Source organism: Streptomonospora arabica (assembly GCF_039531585.1).
Lineage (GTDB): Bacteria > Actinomycetota > Actinomycetes > Streptosporangiales > Streptosporangiaceae > Streptomonospora > Streptomonospora halophila.
In genome coordinates this window covers 236,363-253,572 of record NZ_BAAAQI010000003.1, presented here as the reverse complement: position 1 = coordinate 253,572, position 17,210 = coordinate 236,363, and the positions used below count along the sequence as shown (strand labels likewise).

Here is a 17,210-nt window from a genome sequence, read left to right as displayed (position 1 = left end):
GGACTGTCGTGACAGTATGGCGGCATGGACCGGTCGGACGGGCAGCGCACCCCGCGCTCCGACGCGTCGGGCACGCGGACCCGGCTGCTGGACGCCGCCTACGTCGAGGTCGTGGCCGGCCGGTGGGCGCGGATGCGGATGGCCGACATCGCCGCGGGCGCGGGAGTGTCGCGCCAGACCCTCTACAACGAGTTCGGCAGCAAAGAGGGCCTGCTGCAGGCCGTGGTCGTGCGCGAGGCCGGGCGGTTCCTCGACGGGGTGATGGACATCCTCGCCGGATCGACCGGCGACCCCGCCCGCGCGGTCGCCGAAGCGGCCCGCTGGACCCTGACCGCGTCGGCCGACGACCCGCTGATGGGCGCGATCATCACCGGCGACTCCGAGCTGCTGCCGGTGCTGACCACGCGCGCGGCGCCGCTGCACGTCGAGCTCGGCTCGCGGATGACCGAGTACCTGCGCGGGCGCCTGCCCGCCCTGGGTGCCGAGCGCGCCGAGGCGGTGGCCGAGGTGGCGCTGCGGCTCACCCTGTCGTACGTGCTGCTGCCCACCGAGCCCGACCAGGCCGCCGAACGCGTCCAGCTGGCGGTGCGCAGCATGGTCGCCGCATCCCGGGAGTCCGCCCGCGAAGGGCGCCCCGCCCGGTGAGACCGGCGCCGGTCACCGCGGCATCGGCCCGCCGGCGCAGCGGCCCCGGTCCGCGCGGCGTCCGCCCCGTATCCGCCCGTATGCCCCGTGTCAGTGCCGCTCGTCCTCGGCGTCGCGGCTGCTCAGCAGGCGGCGCAGCGAGGCCACGCGGTCGGAGTCCAGCCTTCCTCGGGCGACCTCGGCGTCCAGAGCGCAGCCGGGCGCGTCCTCGGTGTGGGGGCAGCCGGGCGGGCACTCGGCCGCCGCCTCGTCGAGATCGGGGAAGCCCGCCACCACGTCGCCGGGGCTGACGTGGGCCAGCCCGAAGCTGCGCACGCCCGGGGTGTCGATGATCCAGCCGTCCTCGAACGGCAGCGCGACGGCCGAGGTGGAGGTGTGCCTGCCCCGCCCGGTGACCGGGTTGACGTCGCCGACCGAGCGTTCGGCATCGGGGACGAGCCGGTTCACCAGCGTCGACTTGCCCACCCCGGAGTAGCCGACCAGGACGCTGGTGCGGCCCGCCAGGCGCCCGTGCAGCGCGCTCAGGTCGCCTGTGCGGCTGGTGACGACGTGGGGCACCCGCAGCCCTCCGTAGGTGCTCAGCAGGTCGCCGGGCTCGGCCAGGTCGGCCTTCGTCAGGCACAGCAGCGGGTCCAGCCCGGAGTCGAAGGCGGCGACCAGGCACCGGTCGACGAAGCGCGGCCGGGGCTCGGGGTCGGCCAGCGAGCAGACGATGGCCAGTTGGTCGGCGTTGGCGACGATGACCCGCTCGACGGGGTCGGTGTCGTCGGCGGTGCGGCGCAGTACCGAGGCCCGCTCCTCGACGCGCACCACCCGCGCCAGGGTGTCGGGGAGCCCGGACAGGTCGCCCACCAGCGCAACCCGGTCGCCGACCACGATGCTGCCGCGTCCGAGCTCGCGCGCCTTCATGGCCACCACCGGGCGGCCCTCGACCAGGCAGCGGTAGCGGCCGCGGTCGACGGCGGTGACGAACCCGCCGCGGGCGTCCTCGTGCTTGGGGCGGATACGGGTGCGCGGACGCGACCCGCCGCGCGGGCGGACGCGGACGTCGTCCTCGTCCAGGTCGCGCCGCCCGCCCTTCACCGCGTCACCTCGGCCCAGAGCTCGGGGAATCCGGGCAGTGTCTTGGCCGTCGTGGCGATGTTCTCCACCTCCACTCCGCCGACCGCGAGGCCGATCACCGCGCCCGATGTGGCCATGCGGTGGTCGTCGTAGCTGTGGAAGACGCCGGAGTGCAGCGGCCGCGGCCGGACCACCAGACCGTCGGGCAGCTCCTCGGCGTCGCCGCCCAGCGCGTTGATCTCGCGGACCAGCGCCGCGATCCGGTCGGTCTCATGCCGCCGCAGGTGGGCGATGCCGGTCAGCCGCGACGGGCCGGAGGCCAGTGCCGCGACCGCGGCGACCGTGGGGGTGAGCTCGCCGACCTCGCGCAGGTCGGCGGTGATCCCGTGGATCTCGCCGGTGCCGCGCAGCGTCAGCCCGTCGGGGCCGGCGGTGACCTCGCCGCCCATGCGCGCGAACAGGTCGCGCAGCGCGTCGCCCGGCTGGGCCGTGCGCTCGGGCCAGCCCGCCACGGTCACGCGGCCTCCGGTGACCAGCGCGGCCGCCAGGAACGGCGCGGCGTTGGACAGGTCGGGCTCGACCACCACCTCGCCGGCTTTCACCGGCCCCGGCGCCACCCGCCACACGTCGGGCACCGAGGTGTCGACGGACACCCCGGCCGCGCGCAGCATCTCCACGGTCATGTCCAGGTGCGGCTGGGAGGGCACCGGAGGGCCGTCGTGGCGGACCTCGACGCCGTGCTCGAAGCGGGCGCCGCTGAGCAGCAGCGCCGAGACGAACTGGGAGGAGCCCGAGGCGTCCAGGCGCACGGTGCCCCCGGGCACCCCGCCGGTTCCGCGGATGGCCAGCGGCAGCGCACCGCGGCCGCCGTCGTCGATGTCGGCGCCCAGCGAACGCAGCGCCTCCAGCAGCGGGCCGACCGGGCGCTCGCGCGCCCGCGGGTCGCCGTCGAAGGTGACCTCGCCCTCGGCCATGGCGGCCAGCGGCGGCAGGAAGCGCATCACCGTGCCCGCGTTGCCGACGTCCACGTGTGCGGGCCCGCGCGGGGGAGCGGGCGCGACCTCCCAGTCGTCGCCGGAGCCGCCGGAGGAGGCCACCCCGATTCCCAGTGCGCGCAGGGACGCGGCCATCAGGTCGGTGTCGCGGCTGCGTAGCGGCCGGCGCACCGTCGCGGGGTTCTCCGAGAGCGCCGCCAGGACGAGCGCGCGGTTGGTCATCGACTTGGAACCGGGCAGGGTGACCGTGGCGTCCACGGGCGTGCGGGCGGCGGGTGCGGGCCAGTGCTGCGCGGGTTCGGGCATGCCTCCAAGGTTATCCGGCACCCGCGGACCGCGCCGCCGGGCGCGGCGCCGCTGAAGCCGGTTCCGGGCGGGACGGACGGGGACGCCCGGACGCCGTGGGGGAGGATGCCGGAGGAGGGCGCGCCCCGCCGCGCCGACAGCAGCGCCGCGCCGGCGGCGCACGCGAGCAGAGGAGGCCCAGATGGCCGACAAGGTCCACCACTACCGGGTCAGCGTCCGCTGGACGGGCAACACAGGCGAGGGAACCACCGGCTACCGCTCCTTCGAGCGCTCCCACGACGTGGAGGCCGAGGGCAGGCCCGTGCTGAAGGGCTCGGCCGACTCCGCGTTCCGCGGCGACCCCGCGCGGTGGAATCCCGAGGACCTCCTGGTCAGCGCCTTGAGCGAGTGCCACATGCTCTCCTACCTCGCCCTGGCGCCGGCGGCGGGGGTCGACGTCGTCGCCTACACCGACACCGCGACGGCCGCCATGACCACCCACCGCGACGGCTCCGGCGAGTTCGACGAGGCCGTGCTGCACCCCGTGGTCACGGTCGCCGAGGCGGGCATGGCCGAGGCCGCGCGGAGCCTGCACGAGAAGGCGCACGAGAAGTGCTTCATCGCGCGCTCGGTGAACTTCCCGGTGCGCAACGAGCCGGAGATCCGCGTCGCGGGCGGCGCGTGAGCGCGAGGGCGGGCGCGCACCGCGCGCGCCCCGGATGTCGGCGCCCGCCGCTAGGCTTGCTCGCATGTGCGGTCGATACGCTCAAGCCCGCAACCAGCACGAGCTCCAGCTCGCGTTCGACTTCCCCGAGGCCGACGAAAGCGCGGCCCCGGCGGACGGCGCGTCCGACCCGCGGGCCCGGCCCCCGCTGGAGGAGCTGGCGCCCGACTACAACGTCGCCCCCGGCAAGTCCGTGTACGTGGTGCTGGGCACCCCGCCGCGCGAGGCCGCCGCCGGCACCGGGTACCGCGGGCCGCGCACCCTGGGCACCATGCGGTGGGGGCTCGTGCCGTCCTGGGCCAAGGACCCCAACGTCGGCTACAAGATGATCAACGCGCGCAGCGAGACCGCGGCCGAGAAGCCCGCCTACCGCAACGCCTTCGCCCGTCGGCGCTGCCTCATCCCCGCCGACGCCTACTACGAGTGGCAGCTCCTGCCCGAGGACCGGCCGGGCGATACCGAGGCCGGAACCTCGCCGGTCACCGACGCCGGCCACAAGCGGCGCAAGGCCCGGTCGCGCAAGCGCCCCTACGCCATCGGCTACGCCGACGGCTCCCCGCTCGCGTTCGCCGGGCTCTTCGAGCGCTGGCGCGACCCCACGCGCCCCGACGGCGACCCCGCGGCGTGGCTGTGGAGCTGCACCGTCGTCACCACGCAGGCGGCGCCCGAGCTGAGCGGCATCCACGAGCGCATGCCGGTGGTGGTCCCGCCGCAACTGTGGCAGGTGTGGCTCGACCCGGCCTCCGGGCCCGACGACCTGCACCAGGCCCTCGCGGCCACCCCGGTGCGGGAGTTCTCGGTCACCCCGGTCAGCACCGCCGTCAACAGCGTCCGCAACAACGGCCCCGAACTGCTCGACCCCGAGCCCCAGCCGCCGGAACCCGCCGGCGACCCGGGCGCGACGCTGTTCTGACCCCCTCCGGCCGGGCGGACCGATACCGCCCGCGACCGGACGGCGGGCCGCCGCCCCTGGAACCGGCGCGCCCCCCGTGGGTAGGGTGGCCCCGATCACCGGATCGCCGCCGGGCCGGACGCGGGTCGGCGGTGCACCGTGACGACGGTGCGGCATCCGTGTTCGCGACAAAGGCAACGACACCGACGACACCGTCGCGTCGAGCCGCGGGGCCATCGCCCCTTCGGCCGATCCGACGGCACCATCACCAACCGCGGGAGCTCGCGCCATGGCGGGCTGAGAGGGCGGCTGCTCCGAGAACGGGGCGGGTGCCGCCGACCGCAGAACCTGTTCGGGTAATTCCGACGTAGGGAGGCGTGCCTTGACGGCGCTCGACGACCGTAGTGTCCAGCCCACCGTGACCTCCGGCCCCATCATGGGATCGCAGAAGGTCTACCGGGAGGTCACCGACCCCGACTCCGCACGGACGCTGCGCGTCCCGCACCGGCGGGTGGGTCTGGACAATGGCAGCCACATCGACCTGTACGACACCTCCGGCCCCTACACAGACACCGACGCAGCGCCCGGGATCGACGTCCACGCCGGTCTGGAGCGCATGCGCGAGGAGTGGGTCCGCGACCGCGAACCGGTGGACGGCGCGGTCACCCAGGCGGCCTACGCCAAGGCCGGCGTGATCACGCCCGAGATGCGCTACATCGCCGCGCGCGAGGGGATGGACCCCGAGTTCGTGCGCTCCGAGGTGGCCATCGGCCGGGCGGTCATCCCGGCCAACCGGTGCCACCCCGAGTCCGAGCCGATGATCATCGGCAAGGGCTTCCTGGTGAAGGTCAACGCCAACATCGGCAACTCCGCGGTGACCTCGTCGGTCGCCGAGGAGGTCGAGAAGATGGTCTGGGCCACCCGCTGGGGGGCCGACACGATCATGGACCTCTCCACCGGCAAGCGCATCCACGAGACCCGCGAGTGGATCATCCGCAACTCCCCGGTCCCGGTGGGCACCGTGCCCATCTACCAGGCCCTGGAGAAGGTCGACGGTGATCCCGCCTCGCTGACCTGGGAGATCTACCGCGACACCGTCATCGAACAGGCCGAGCAGGGCGTGGACTACATGACGGTGCACGCCGGGGTGCTGCTGCGCTACGTCCCGCTGACCGCCCGCCGCGTCACCGGGATCGTCTCGCGCGGCGGCTCGATCATGGCGGCGTGGTGCCTCGCCCACCACGAGGAGAGCTTCCTCTACACCCGCTTCGAGGAGCTCTGCGAGATCTTCCGCCGCTACGACATCACCTTCTCGCTCGGCGACGGTCTGCGGCCCGGTTCCATCGCCGACGCCAACGACGAGGCCCAGTTCGCCGAGCTGCGCACGCTGGGCGAGCTGACCCACATCGCCCGCGCCCACGACGTGCAGGTGATGATCGAGGGCCCCGGGCACGTCCCGCTGCACAAGATCGCCGAGAACGTGCGGCTGGAGGAGGAGCTCTGCGGGGAGGCCCCCTTCTACACGCTGGGCCCGCTGGCCACCGACATCGCGCCGGGCTACGACCACATCACCTCGGCCATCGGTGCGGCGCAGATCGCCTGGCACGGCACCGCGATGCTGTGCTACGTCACCCCCAAGGAGCACCTCGGCCTGCCCGACCGCGACGACGTCAAGACCGGCGTCATCACCTACAAGCTGGCCGCCCACTCCGCGGACCTGGCCAAGGGGCACCCCCGGGCACAGGAGTGGGACGACACCCTGTCGACGGCCCGCTTCGAGTTCCGCTGGCAGGACCAGTTCCACCTGGCCCTCGATCCCGAGACCGCCCAGTCCTTCCACGACCAGACGCTGCCGGCCGAGCCCGCGAAGACCGCGCACTTCTGCTCGATGTGCGGTCCCAAGTTCTGCTCGATGAAGATCACCCAGGACGTGCGCAGGTACGCCGAGGAGAACGGCCTGTCCACGGTGGCCGCCATCGACAAGGGCATGCGGGACAAGTCCGAGGAGTTCGCCGACCGCGGCAAGCGGGTCTACCTGCCGATGGCGGACTGACCCCCACGATCGGATCGTGAACCCGTCGGGACAGCACGATCACATAGGTCCGGGCCCCGCTCTCCGATACGAGCGGGGCCCGGATCGTCGGTCGTCGGGGGCCGGAACGGAAGGCCCTGCTTGTCTGCACCCCGATTGACGGCCGCGACCTGCTCGTGGAAGTCGCGCGTGGCGGCCTCACGCGGGTACCGGGACCGGGGATGCGTAGACCATCCACCACGTCCGGATCCTTGTGGAACCGGGTTGTTCGCGGGCGAACGCCCTTGCCGTCGGTGTACGGCCGAGGCATCTTGCCGATGTGCTCCCGCTTGTAGCCGATGGCCTCGGCCATCTTGGCGAAGCCGACGTTCCCGTGGAGCCTGGCGAGACTGAAGACCTCGCCGAAGTCGTGGTTGGCGATTGCGGACCGCACGTCCGCGCGTTCCCGTACGCGCGGTGGTAGAGCTGCCGGTGTCGGTGCCGCCCCGGCCATCGCACATTCCCAATGTGCTTGATCGAAGTGGCCTTCAACCTCTGGCCGAAACGGCTTTTCATCGGTGTTACGGACGAGGGCTCAACTCCTCCGTAGCCTCCGTTGAACGAAACGTTCTCGCCGGGGCTGATGGGGGAGCTGTCGTAAGCGGAGGTCCGCTTGCGCTCGAACGGTGGTTCCCGGGCGATCAAGCCGGGCGGTACCGCATCAGCGTCCTCTTCGCCATGCTCGGCGACAGCACCTTCTACGAACCCCGCACCCCAGCCACCGCTTGACGAAGGACAAGGAGGAACCCTCCCCGGAGGGCGCGAGGCCCAGGGGGAGGGCACCCCGCCGGCGCGGCACTAGCTTCCTTTTCGGGGACTGATGTTGCGGTTGACGCGGAAGCGGTTGTCGGGGTCGTACCGCTCCTTAACCCTCCGGAGACCGTCGTAGCTGGCCCGGTAGGCGGCGGCCGTTCTGTCGGCGTCGTCCTCCGCCAGTTGGAAGTTGACGTAGTTCCCGCCGGTCGAGAACGGCCGGATGCTTTCCCAGCCCCTGCGGACCGCGTCCACGATGCGGCCTCCGTCGGCGTGCGGCGGCCATACCCCGGAGAAGCCGCTGATGAACCGGGCTTCCCGGTTCCCGACAGCGCCGCCGTCATCCGACTCGTTCAGCCCGCCGGCGATGTGGAAGACGACGGAGAACGACAAGGGCGACGCGACGTCGAGCGCGGCGTCCCGGAACGTGGGCAGGTATTCGTCCGGCAGGCCGGGCAGGAACTCGGTCTTCCAGTACTGGTTCAGCCCCTTGGGCTCCATCTCGTCGAACATCGACTGCTGGGCCACATAGGGCTTCTCACCGATGAGGTCGAAGATCGGCTCGCCGAGGGCGCGCAGCGGAGCGAGATCGGCTTCGGCCTCGGCAGCGCTGCCGCTGTGGCACACGAGGAGCCCGGCGACGGGTTTGAGGTGCCACTCGTCCGGGACGAACGGAGCCGGCGGCGCAAGCCGGATCATCACCGCTGCCGTCAGCTCCCGGGGAGCGGACGCGGTGAGCTCCTGGTACGTCTTGAGCACCTCGTCCGCCCGGTCGGCGCTCCATGCGGCGAGCCCTCCGGTGATGAGGGGGCCGACCTCGTGCAGACGGAAGGTGAATCGGGTGACGACGCCGAGGTTGCCGCCTCCTCCGCGCAGGGCCCAGAACAGGTCCGGGTTCTCCGTCCGGCTCGCGGTCCTGATCGTTCCGTCCGCCGTGACGACCTCCACCTCCTGCAGATTGTCGGCCGCCCAGCCGAACCGGCGTGTCAGATAGCCGAATCCGCCGCCGAGGGTGAGGCCGGCGACACCCGTCTCGGACACGAAGCCGAGCACCGTCGCCAGACCTTGCTGCTGGGTCGCCCGATCGACGTCCCGCAGCAGGCATCCCGGACCAGCGTGCGCGAGCCGCGCGGACGGGTCGACAGCCACCTCGCGCATGCGCGACATGTCGAGAGTCAGCCCACCGTCGGCGAGTGCCGTGCCGGCGATGTTGTGGCCCCCGCCTTTGACACTCAAGAGGACGCCGTGGTCCGCGGCGAAACGCACGACCATCGCCACGTCGCGGGCAGAGACCGGCTGGACGACGAGCGCCGGACGTGCGGTGACCATGGCGTTCCAGACCTCGACGGCTTCGTCCCAGCCCTCGTCGCCGACCGTGAGCAGCGGTCCTGCAAGCCGGGCGCCGAGCTGCTCGATCCGGGCGGCGCTTAGGCCGACGCGCTCGCCCTCGAGTCCGGCGACCTCGAACATTCTCGTTTTCATGGCGACTTCCCCTCTTCCAGCGCCCCTCTGCTCCTTGATGTCCCGACCGCGCGTAGCGGCAGTCCTCTACCACGGACGCGGGCAGCCCGACCCACCGCTCGGCCATCGGCATGGCAGCCGGCAGCTGGTCGTCTGCCCGCCACCCGCGGACCGCACCGGTCGCATCGCCTTGTCCCGAGAGGTCATCGTCGGCCTGCGTTCAACGGCGCTTACAAGCCAAGGGTCCGAGGTCGGCAGCGGGCTCCGCATCGGTCGAGTCGACCAATTCGGGTGCGCGCGCCGCGTGGGTATTTCTGCGCAGGCGGCCGGGTACGGCGCTATACCAGGTCGTGCTCGTATGCGTACGCCGTAGCCGCGGCGCGCGAGGAGACGCCGAGCTTGGTGAAAATGTTGCTCACATGCCGGGCGACCGTCTTGTCGCTGATCACGAGACGGTCCGCGATAACCCGGTTCGATGCCCCGGTCGCGATCAGGCGGAGCACCTCGATCTCGCGGGGGGTCAACCCTTCCGGGCTCCGGGGCGCGGCCCGGCCCGCTGTGCCCCTCAGCTCCCGCACCTGCTCCAGCGCCGGCGCCGCGCCGAGTTCCGCGAAGACCCGTTGGGCGGCCTCCAATTCCATCTCGGCCGTATCGCGATCGCCGACCTGGCGGTAGGCCCGCGCCAACTCCACCCGTACCCGTGCCGCCTCGTAAGGAGCCTCGTTCCCGTGCCAGGCTGTCCACGCCCGGCGCAGAGCCGTGCACGCGGCCTCCGGGGCACCGGCGGCCAGCAGCACGGACCCGCGCGCGTACGCTGCCACCGCCCGCAGGTACGGCGATTCGAAGCCGGCGGCGATCCTGTCGAGCTCGTCGACTGCCTGCTGAGCGTCCTCGACGCCTCCGGCGGCGAGCTCGATCTCCACGGAGCCGACCAGTACACCGGGCCGCTCCTCCAGTCCCTCGGTCTCCACGAGGGTCCGGCGGATGGCAGCGGCAGCGTCGTCCAGCCGGCCCTGTGCCAGCCTGAGCAGAGCCAGTCCCGGCTGCGCTGAATGCCCCCGGCCCCCGGCCTCACGGTAGTAGCGCTCGGCCTGGGAGAACTCGCCGCGCAGCCGGAGCAGCTCGGCACGCTGATACAGGGCCATGCCCAGCGCCGGGTCGCCGTGCGAGGTGGACAGGTGCTCGCACGCCCGGCATACCTCGTCCATGGCGTCGGCCCAGTCACCCCGCAGCTGCATGATCTCCGAACGATGCACCAGGCACTGGCCCCGGTACGGCTGAAGGTCCTGCTGTGTGGCACACCAGCGACTCAGCGCCTCCGTCCACTCCTGCACGCGACGAAGGTCGTAGATTCCGCGGCAGGCGAGGATCACGGCACAGTAGACGATGCCCGCGGTGATCGGCGACACCTCTCCGGTGGTCACCGCCACCATCGTTTCATCCAGCAGCTCCACGCCCTGTGCCGCCCGGCCCTGCGCCATCAGCGACTGGCCGCGCCCCAGGCTCCCCAGTGCCCGCAGGTCGGTGTCGTCGAAGAGGTCGGCGATCTCAGTGATCTCCACGAACGAACGTTTCGCCGCCTCGGCATCGCCGCCGTTCAGAGCCCGCAGCGCCGCGGGGACACGCAGATAGCCCCGCTCCACGCAGCACAGCGCCGCATCCTCAAGGATGTGCTGCGCCCGCGTGAGCCATCCGCCGCCGCGGGCGTGCTCGCCGCGAAGGAGAAGCGTGAGCCCGATCCAGAACGCACACCGGACAGCCCCCGCCACTTCCCCTCGGTCCAGAAACGCGTGATGGGCCCGCTCCCAGGTCCCGGTCGCCACGTCCGTGGCGCCGATCAGATACGCCGCCCGGGCCAGCCGGTCGAGATCGTCGGCCATGAGCGGGGCCTGCCGGTCGGCAGCCGACAAACCCTCGTACGCTTCGCGCCATGCCAGCCGCTCGTACGCGTCCCGCCCCTGCCTGCGTGGATCAACGGTGCCCATGAGCGCTCCCGCCGACGGTGAGTCCGTAACCGCAGCGTATGTGCTGTTCACGGCACACGCGGGGAACCGGAGCCGGCATCCCGCCGGTCCGATGAGGCGCCCCGGGCTCCAGCGGTCACGGCCTGAGCCGCAAGCGCGGCGGGCGTTCAGCGCGGCTGCGGGGCCGGGCCGGGCTTGCGGGCGCTCGCCAGCAGGTGCACGCCCACGTAGTCGTCGGACTCCGCCGCCCGCAGCTCCATGTCGACCAGCCGTCCCAGCGCCTGGGAGTCGCGGGCCAGCATCATCTCGACTGTGGAGGCCGAGAGCACGGTCCGCGGCCGGATCCAGTCGAGCTCCAGGCCGACGTCGGTGACGACCTCGCCGATCTGCTCGGCGGTGAAGCACCTGGTGATCGAGCCGTCGGGCCAGGGCACCAGGAGCACGTCGGCCCGCGGCGCGAAGCTCAGCTCGGGCCAGCAGTCCTGCTCGGCCAGCAGCGCCATGCCCAGCACGACCGAGTCGACGCACAGCAGCACCCGGCCGCCCGGCCGCAGCACGCGGGCGATCTCGCCCAGCGAGGCCTCGGTGGCCAGGTGGCGCGACAGCACCCGGTTGTCGGCGAGCACCCCGTCGAAGGCGCCGCCGGTGAACCCCGACAGGAAGGTGGTGTCGCCGACCACGGGGTGCAGGCGCCCGGGCGAGCGCCGCCGCGCCGCCGGCACGTGCCCGTTGACCAGGGTCAGCTGGCGGCGCGGCCGGAGGTCGGCCGAAGGCAGCAGGGTGACCACGTCGTGCCCGTCGGCCACCGCCCGCGGCGCGCCGCGGAAGTCGGGTCCGGACAGGTCGAGGATGCGCCCGGGCTCCTCGGGCAGCCATCGGGCGAGCTGCGCGTCCGCCACCGCCCAGTAGAACCGCCAGTAGGCGGACAGGGAGTCGCTGGTCGCGAAGTGCGCGGCGGCCGAACGCGCTGTGCGGGAGTCAGGCACGGCCTCGGCGGTCTCGTGTTCCGGCGGGCGGGACGCGGAGTTGGAGGACGGTCGCACGCATGCTCCTCTCCCACGTCTGTGTTGAGGGTTTTACCCTCACTCTTGCACGGGTCACCCCCACGGGTACGCCGAAACGGCGGTTGTGTGCCGCGCACAACCGGCCCGACCGGTGGAATCAGCCGGGGCGGGGCGTTGTTGGCATGCACATCACTACCCGGCAGGCCGGATGCGGAACTCGGAAACACGCCGCGGCGCTCCGGGTCCGGATTCCGGCTCCTGCGGCCAGACGAGGAGAACAAAGGCAGGTCAATGCCTACTGCTACCTGTGACTTAGACGAAGCGCGCACGGGCGTCTCGCCGCCCGGCGATGTGCCCTCCGCGGGTGCGGCGTCGTATCGTGAGGCTACGGTTGCCCCACGGGAGGCCAGCACAAGGAGGCAGGCGGGCTTGAATCAGGGCCAGGAGACACTCGACGAGCAGGGCGCTCGGTTCGAGCGGGACGTGCTTCCGTTCTTGGACCAGCTTTATTCGGCGGCGCTGCGGATGACCCGCAACCCCTCCGACGCCGAGGACCTCGTCCAGGAGACGTTCGCCAAGGCGTTCGGTTCGTTCCACCAGTTCAAGGAGGGGACGAACCTCAAGGCCTGGCTGTACCGGATCCTCACCAACACGTTCATCAACTCCTACCGCAAGAAGCAGCGCGAGCCCCGGCAGGCCGGTACCGAGGACGTCGAGGACTGGCAGCTCGCGCAGGCGGCGTCGCACTCCTCCTCCGGGTTGAAGTCGGCCGAGGCCGAGGCGCTGGAGCACCTGCCCGACACCGACGTCAAGCGGGCACTGCAGGATCTGCCCGAGGACTTCCGCATCGCCGTCTATCTCGCCGACGTCGAGGGCTTCGCCTACAAGGAGGTCGCCGAGATCATGGACACCCCGATCGGCACCGTGATGTCGCGGCTGCACCGCGGTAGGCGACAGCTGCGCTCGATGCTGGAGGAGTACGCGCTGGAGCGCGGAATCCTGGATTCGGCGGACGGCGAGGGTATCGCGGTAGAGGCGTCCAACAGCGGGTCGAGTCGGAGGGACCAGCGATGAGCTGCGGAGGAGAGCACGCTACCCCGTGTAGCGAGGTGCTGGCGAAGGTCTACTCCTACATCGACGGGGAGCTCGAAGAGGGCAACTGCGCCGAGATCCGCGAGCACCTCGACGAGTGCGGCCCGTGCCTGGCCGAGTACGGTCTGGAGGAGGTCGTCAAGAAGCTGGTGGCCAAACATTGCGGCGCCGATCCGGTCCCCGGTGACCTGCGCTCGAAGGTGCTGCACCGCATCGAGGCGGCGCGTTCCGACCTCCAGGTGCGCGAAGGCGCGGAGGCCGACTAGGCGACTGCGCGAGCGGGCCGGGGGCCCCTCGGGCCGCAGGGCATCGGGCCCTGCCCCCCGCTCAACCCGACAACGCGGCCGATGGTGCATCGAACAAGTTCTGCATTCGCGAAAAGCCGCGGAAGTCGTGAATTGCGACGAGTCCGGCGGCCGGTGCGTCCAGCCGCCGGACTCGCGTGTTTTCCGCCGTGAGGGGCTGAAACCGCCGCCCGCGAATCGGCGGGATCCGCCGAGAACCGGGTTTTGGTCGCCGGGCGGGTGCGTGTGGGCGGCGCGCGCGGCTCGACACGCCCGGAGCCGCCGGGATTCAGGTCAAGAAATGGTCGCATTCCACTGTAGACGATATACGGAATGCTGTGCCATGGTGATCACGTTATGTGATCGCCGGTGGTGACAGGTGTCGGAAAGGTGCTCGGAAGTCCCGGTACTGCGGCGTGCACACGCTCGGTTCGCCGGTGTTCGGCTGATGTCGGAGAGTAATCGGTGCGACTACGATACTCCTTCGGAATTCCGTAATCCGAAAACGGTTTGCCAGTGGGCGGTCGGCAGAGGTCCGTGGATCGGGTCAGGGAAATCAGGCCCCTCGCGCGGGCCGTTAAACTGGTCGCCATATCCACCGTATGGGGTAATTCGCACAGCGCACCCGGGGGTTCCCGGCTACGTGGGCCGGGATGGGTGTACGGACCGGAAAACAGGGGGGCTGCCGTGGGTTGGCTCATTTCCGAAATGGTGCATCAGGGAATCATCACGACCGGGGCACTGGCCTGCGTGAACGGGTGGTGCTGGTGGTAGAACGGAATCGATGAAACCATGGTGGTTCGGTCGGCTTTGGGGTGGGAGGTACCAGGAATTGCGTGCCCTTCCGGGAGCGGCCCGGCTCTACATCGGGCTCGTGTTCCTCAGCGCCCTCGCCGTGGTCGGGCTCGGCCCCTTCACCGGGATCGACCCGGCCACGCTCGCGCTGGTCGTGGTGCTCTACGTGGTCACCGAGTCGATCAGCACCACCATGCACAACGGCAAAGCGGGGGTTTCGCCGGGCGCAGCGGCGTCGCTGGCCGCGGTCGTACTGGTCGGCCCGGTCGGCGCGGCCGCCGGCGCCCTGTGCTCGGCGCCCTTCGTGCTGCGCCGCCAGAACGTCGTCAAGCGGATGTTCAACGGCGGCCAGCTCGCTCTGGTGGGCTACGCCACCGGGCACGCCTTCCTGGCCCTGGGCGGCGAGGTCGGCCCGCCTGAGCGCGCCGACTTCCCGTGGATACTCGTGCCCTTCTGCGCGGCGCTCGTCGTCTACGGCGTGGGCAACTCCGTGCTGGTGGGCCTGCTGATGTGGTGCCTGGGCGAGGTCCGCCTGGCCCCGCCGCGGCGCGTCCGCTGGCGCACGCTGGCCACCCTGGAGCTGGCGTCGCTGGGCTACGGCATGCTCGGGCTCTTCATCGCCGTGGTGTGGGGGGTGATCGGGGCGCCGGCGATCCTGCTGGTGCTGCTCCCGCTGTTCATCGCCCGCTGGGCCTTCGACCAGTGCCTGGCCGAGCAGCGCGCGCACGAGGCCACCCTGGCCACGCTGTGCCAGGCCGTCGAGACCAAGGACTACTACACGCGCGGGCACTGCATGCGCGTGTCCAAGGGAGCGGGCATGATCGCCCAGCAGCTGGGCATGCCCGCCGAGCGCGTGCAGACCATCCGCTACGCGGGGATGCTGCACGACGTCGGCAAGCTCGGCGTGCCCACCAAGGTGCTGCAGAAGCCCGACAAGCTCACCGAGGAGGAGTTCGCCGCCATCCAGCTGCACCCCATGCGCGGCTACGAGATCGTCCGCGAGATCGGCTTCCTGGACGAGGCCCTCGGCGGGATCATGCACCACCACGAGCGCATGGACGGGCGCGGCTACCCGATGGGCCTGGCCGGTACCGACATCCCCGAGTTCGGGCGGATCATCTCCGTCGCCGACGCCTTCGACTGCATGACCTCCACGCGCTCCTACCGCAAGGCGCGCACCGTCGAGGAGGCCTTCACCGAGCTGCGGCGCGGCGCGGGCACCCAGTTCGACCCGGCGATGGTGGCGGCGCTGATCACCGCCGTCGACCGCGACGGCTGGGAGCTGCCCGACGCCGTGGAGCCGCCGGGCGACGGCTCGGCCGTGGTGGCCCAGCAGGACCACGACGACCCGAGCGTCCCGCTGCGCGTGGTGCGGGAGGCCGAGCGGTGATCACCGAGGAGTTCTACAGCATGCGCGCGCCCCGCCGGACGGGTGCCTGGCGGCTGCTCGACGAGCCGGTGCGCGTCCTGGTGATCGTCGTCGCCGCCGCCTTCGCCGCCGGGTCCCTGCTGTGGACGCTGGTCACCGGGTTCGCCGACGCGCAGACGGCGCTGGCCTTCGGCGTGCTGATCGCGCTGGGCGAGCTGGCCCGCATCACCCTGCCGGGCAACCGCGAGGTCGCACCCGTCGCCTCGGCCGGCGCCATCGGCTACACGTTCCTGCTCAACATCGGCGGCGACCACGTCCACCACTCGGGCTGGCAGGTCCTGGCGGTGGTCACCGTCGGCTTCGCGCTGGGCGAGCTGCCGCACATCGCCGCCGGGCGCACACCCGAGTGGAGCGACCTCGCGCGCCGGATGATGGTCATCGTGGTGATCACACTGGCGTTCCGGCCCTTCGCCGGCGACCTGGCGCCCGGAGCCGAGGAGTCGCAGTGGTGGCCGGCGCTGCTCCTGATGGCCGTACTGGTGCTGGCCGGGTGGCTGACCGACGCCGTCATCGCCGCCGCCATCCGCGCCGAGCGGCTGCGCGCCCGCCTCACCGTCGCCTTCCGCGACGAGCTGCGCGCCCACGCGGGCCTCGGCATGGCCATCGGATCCTCGGGTATCCTCATCGCGCTGGCGAGCACCATCACCGGCCTGGCGGGCCTGCTCGTGTTCACCGCGCCCCTGCTGGTCACCCAGGTGGCCTTCCGCCGCTTCGCCGAGGTCCGGCTCACCTACCTGCAGACCGTGCGCGCCCTGTCGCGGGTCACCGAGGTCGGCGGCTACGTCGCCACCGGCCACTCGCGCCGCGTCAGCAGGCTGGCCAAGTCGATCGGCTGCGAGCTGGGCATGCGCGAGTCCGACCTGCTGGAGCTGGAGTACGCCGCGCTGATGCACGACATCGGCCAGCTGTCGCTGCGCGACCCCATCGCCAGCGGCGCCACCGTCTTCGCGCTGCCGCGCGAGCAGCGGCGCATCGCCGAGCTCGGGTCGGCGGTGATCCGCGAGACCGGCGTGCTCGACTCGGTGGCCGAGCTCGTGCGCCGCCAGTGCGAGCCCTACGGCGGCGACGGCGACGACGGCCCGCCGCCGCTGGGCAGCAGGGTCATCAAGGTCGCCAACGCGGTCGACGACCTCGTCGGCGAGTCCGGCGACCCCGAGCGTGTGCAGGCGGTGCTGGAGCGCCTGCGCATGGACGGCTTCGGCGAGTACGACCCCGAGGTCGTCGAGGCCGCCGCGCGCGCCATCGAGCGCGCCTCGTGCCGCTGGTGAGCCCCGCCGCCGGCCGCGGCGCCGCTCACCGCGGAACCTGATCGAAGCGCACCGCGGTGTTCTGGCCGACGTGCAGCAGCCAGCGCCCGTCGTCCTGCTTGGTCATGACGTAGAGCGGGGAGCCCTCCGAGCCGTCGGCGGAGTGGTCGACCTGGCTGACCTTGACGGCCGCGACGTCGGGCCGCAGGAACCGGATGTGGCGGGTCTCGTAGGTCACGTCGCCGGTCCCCTGCGCGCCCGGCAGGACGGACCGGGTGAACTCGGCGATCGCGTCGAACCCGACGAGGACCCTGCCGTGCGCGGTCGTCCAGACGGCGTCGGGGTGGAAGAGCGCGAGGAAGGCCTCGGCGTCCCGCGCGCGCTGGGCGCGGTCGACGGCGGCGACGACCTGCTGGATGGCTTCGGTTTCCGCGGTTTCGTTGTCCATGCCGACCATCCTGAATCCTCAACTTAGATCGAGGTCAAGGGATGCGGCCGCGAAAGGTC

Annotated in this window: 14 protein-coding genes; 8 read left to right on the top strand and 6 right to left on the bottom strand. The window is 71.8% G+C overall.

The window, feature by feature from the left end; genetic code table 11:
- Positions 1–24 precede the first annotated feature (24 nt).
- On the top strand, positions 25–645 hold the full coding sequence (locus tag ABD284_RS07255; RefSeq protein ID WP_344141744.1) for a TetR/AcrR family transcriptional regulator: 621 nt from the start codon (positions 25–27) through the stop codon (positions 643–645).
- A 90-nt stretch (positions 646–735) separates the two neighbouring features.
- Here ABD284_RS07255 and rsgA read toward each other — a convergent pair whose 3' ends face one another.
- Both rsgA and aroA read right to left on the bottom strand, forming a co-directional pair.
- On the bottom strand, positions 736–1,728 hold the full coding sequence (rsgA, locus tag ABD284_RS07250) for a ribosome small subunit-dependent GTPase A (protein WP_344141743.1): 993 nt from the start codon (positions 1,726–1,728) through the stop codon (positions 736–738).
- The gene (gene aroA / locus ABD284_RS07245; protein ID WP_344141742.1) at positions 1,725–3,008 is read right to left on the bottom strand and encodes a 3-phosphoshikimate 1-carboxyvinyltransferase; all 1,284 of its coding nucleotides are present in this window, start codon (positions 3,006–3,008) and stop codon (positions 1,725–1,727) included. Before aroA ends, rsgA begins: the two co-directional genes overlap by 4 nt.
- A gap of 181 nt (positions 3,009–3,189) precedes the next feature.
- On the opposite strand from aroA, the gene ABD284_RS07240 reads away from it, so the two are divergent.
- From ABD284_RS07240 to thiC, 3 genes are all read left to right on the top strand, one after another.
- A complete protein-coding gene (locus ABD284_RS07240; RefSeq protein ID WP_344141741.1) occupies positions 3,190–3,672 on the top strand; it encodes an OsmC family protein in 483 nt (160 codons plus the stop codon).
- A 64-nt stretch (positions 3,673–3,736) separates the two neighbouring features.
- Entirely contained in the window at positions 3,737–4,624 is an 888-nt protein-coding gene (locus tag ABD284_RS07235) for an SOS response-associated peptidase (RefSeq protein ID WP_344141740.1), read from the top strand.
- 361 nt (positions 4,625–4,985) lie between these two features.
- Entirely contained in the window at positions 4,986–6,656 is a 1,671-nt protein-coding gene (gene thiC, locus ABD284_RS07230) for a phosphomethylpyrimidine synthase ThiC (RefSeq protein WP_344141739.1), read from the top strand.
- An 816-nt stretch (positions 6,657–7,472) separates the two neighbouring features.
- Here the strand turns inward: thiC and ABD284_RS07225 are convergent.
- The 3 genes from ABD284_RS07225 to ABD284_RS07215 all read right to left on the bottom strand — a co-directional run bounded on the left by ABD284_RS07225 (position 7,473) and on the right by ABD284_RS07215 (position 11,838).
- A complete protein-coding gene (locus ABD284_RS07225; RefSeq protein WP_344141738.1) occupies positions 7,473–8,897 on the bottom strand; it encodes an FAD-binding oxidoreductase in 1,425 nt (474 codons plus the stop codon).
- A 329-nt stretch (positions 8,898–9,226) separates the two neighbouring features.
- The gene (locus tag ABD284_RS07220) at positions 9,227–10,873 is read right to left on the bottom strand and encodes a LuxR C-terminal-related transcriptional regulator (RefSeq protein ID WP_344141737.1); all 1,647 of its coding nucleotides are present in this window, start codon (positions 10,871–10,873) and stop codon (positions 9,227–9,229) included.
- Positions 10,874–11,019: 146 nt separating this feature from the next.
- Positions 11,020–11,838, bottom strand: a complete 819-nt coding sequence (locus ABD284_RS07215) for a class I SAM-dependent methyltransferase (RefSeq protein ID WP_344142017.1) — start codon at positions 11,836–11,838, stop codon at positions 11,020–11,022.
- A 447-nt stretch (positions 11,839–12,285) separates the two neighbouring features.
- Between ABD284_RS07215 and ABD284_RS07210 the strand changes: the two genes are divergently transcribed.
- The 4 genes from ABD284_RS07210 to ABD284_RS07195 all read left to right on the top strand — a co-directional run bounded on the left by ABD284_RS07210 (position 12,286) and on the right by ABD284_RS07195 (position 16,724).
- Positions 12,286–12,930: a sigma-70 family RNA polymerase sigma factor gene (locus tag ABD284_RS07210; protein WP_344141736.1), complete on the top strand. Its 645-nt coding sequence runs from the start codon at positions 12,286–12,288 to the stop codon at positions 12,928–12,930.
- On the top strand, positions 12,927–13,214 hold the full coding sequence (gene rsrA, locus ABD284_RS07205; protein WP_344141735.1) for a mycothiol system anti-sigma-R factor: 288 nt from the start codon (positions 12,927–12,929) through the stop codon (positions 13,212–13,214). The genes ABD284_RS07210 and rsrA overlap by 4 nt, the downstream gene beginning before the upstream one ends.
- A gap of 850 nt (positions 13,215–14,064) precedes the next feature.
- Positions 14,065–15,417 (top strand): HD-GYP domain-containing protein, encoded by a 1,353-nt coding sequence (locus tag ABD284_RS07200; RefSeq protein WP_344141734.1) that lies wholly within the window; start codon positions 14,065–14,067, stop codon positions 15,415–15,417.
- A gap of 20 nt (positions 15,418–15,437) precedes the next feature.
- Entirely contained in the window at positions 15,438–16,724 is a 1,287-nt protein-coding gene (locus tag ABD284_RS07195; RefSeq protein WP_386699760.1) for an HD-GYP domain-containing protein, read from the top strand.
- A gap of 25 nt (positions 16,725–16,749) precedes the next feature.
- On the opposite strand, the gene ABD284_RS07190 is transcribed toward ABD284_RS07195, so the two are convergent.
- Positions 16,750–17,151, bottom strand: coding sequence for an SgcJ/EcaC family oxidoreductase (locus ABD284_RS07190; protein ID WP_344141732.1), 402 nt, complete (start codon positions 17,149–17,151; stop codon positions 16,750–16,752).
- Positions 17,152–17,210: the final 59 nt, after the last annotated feature.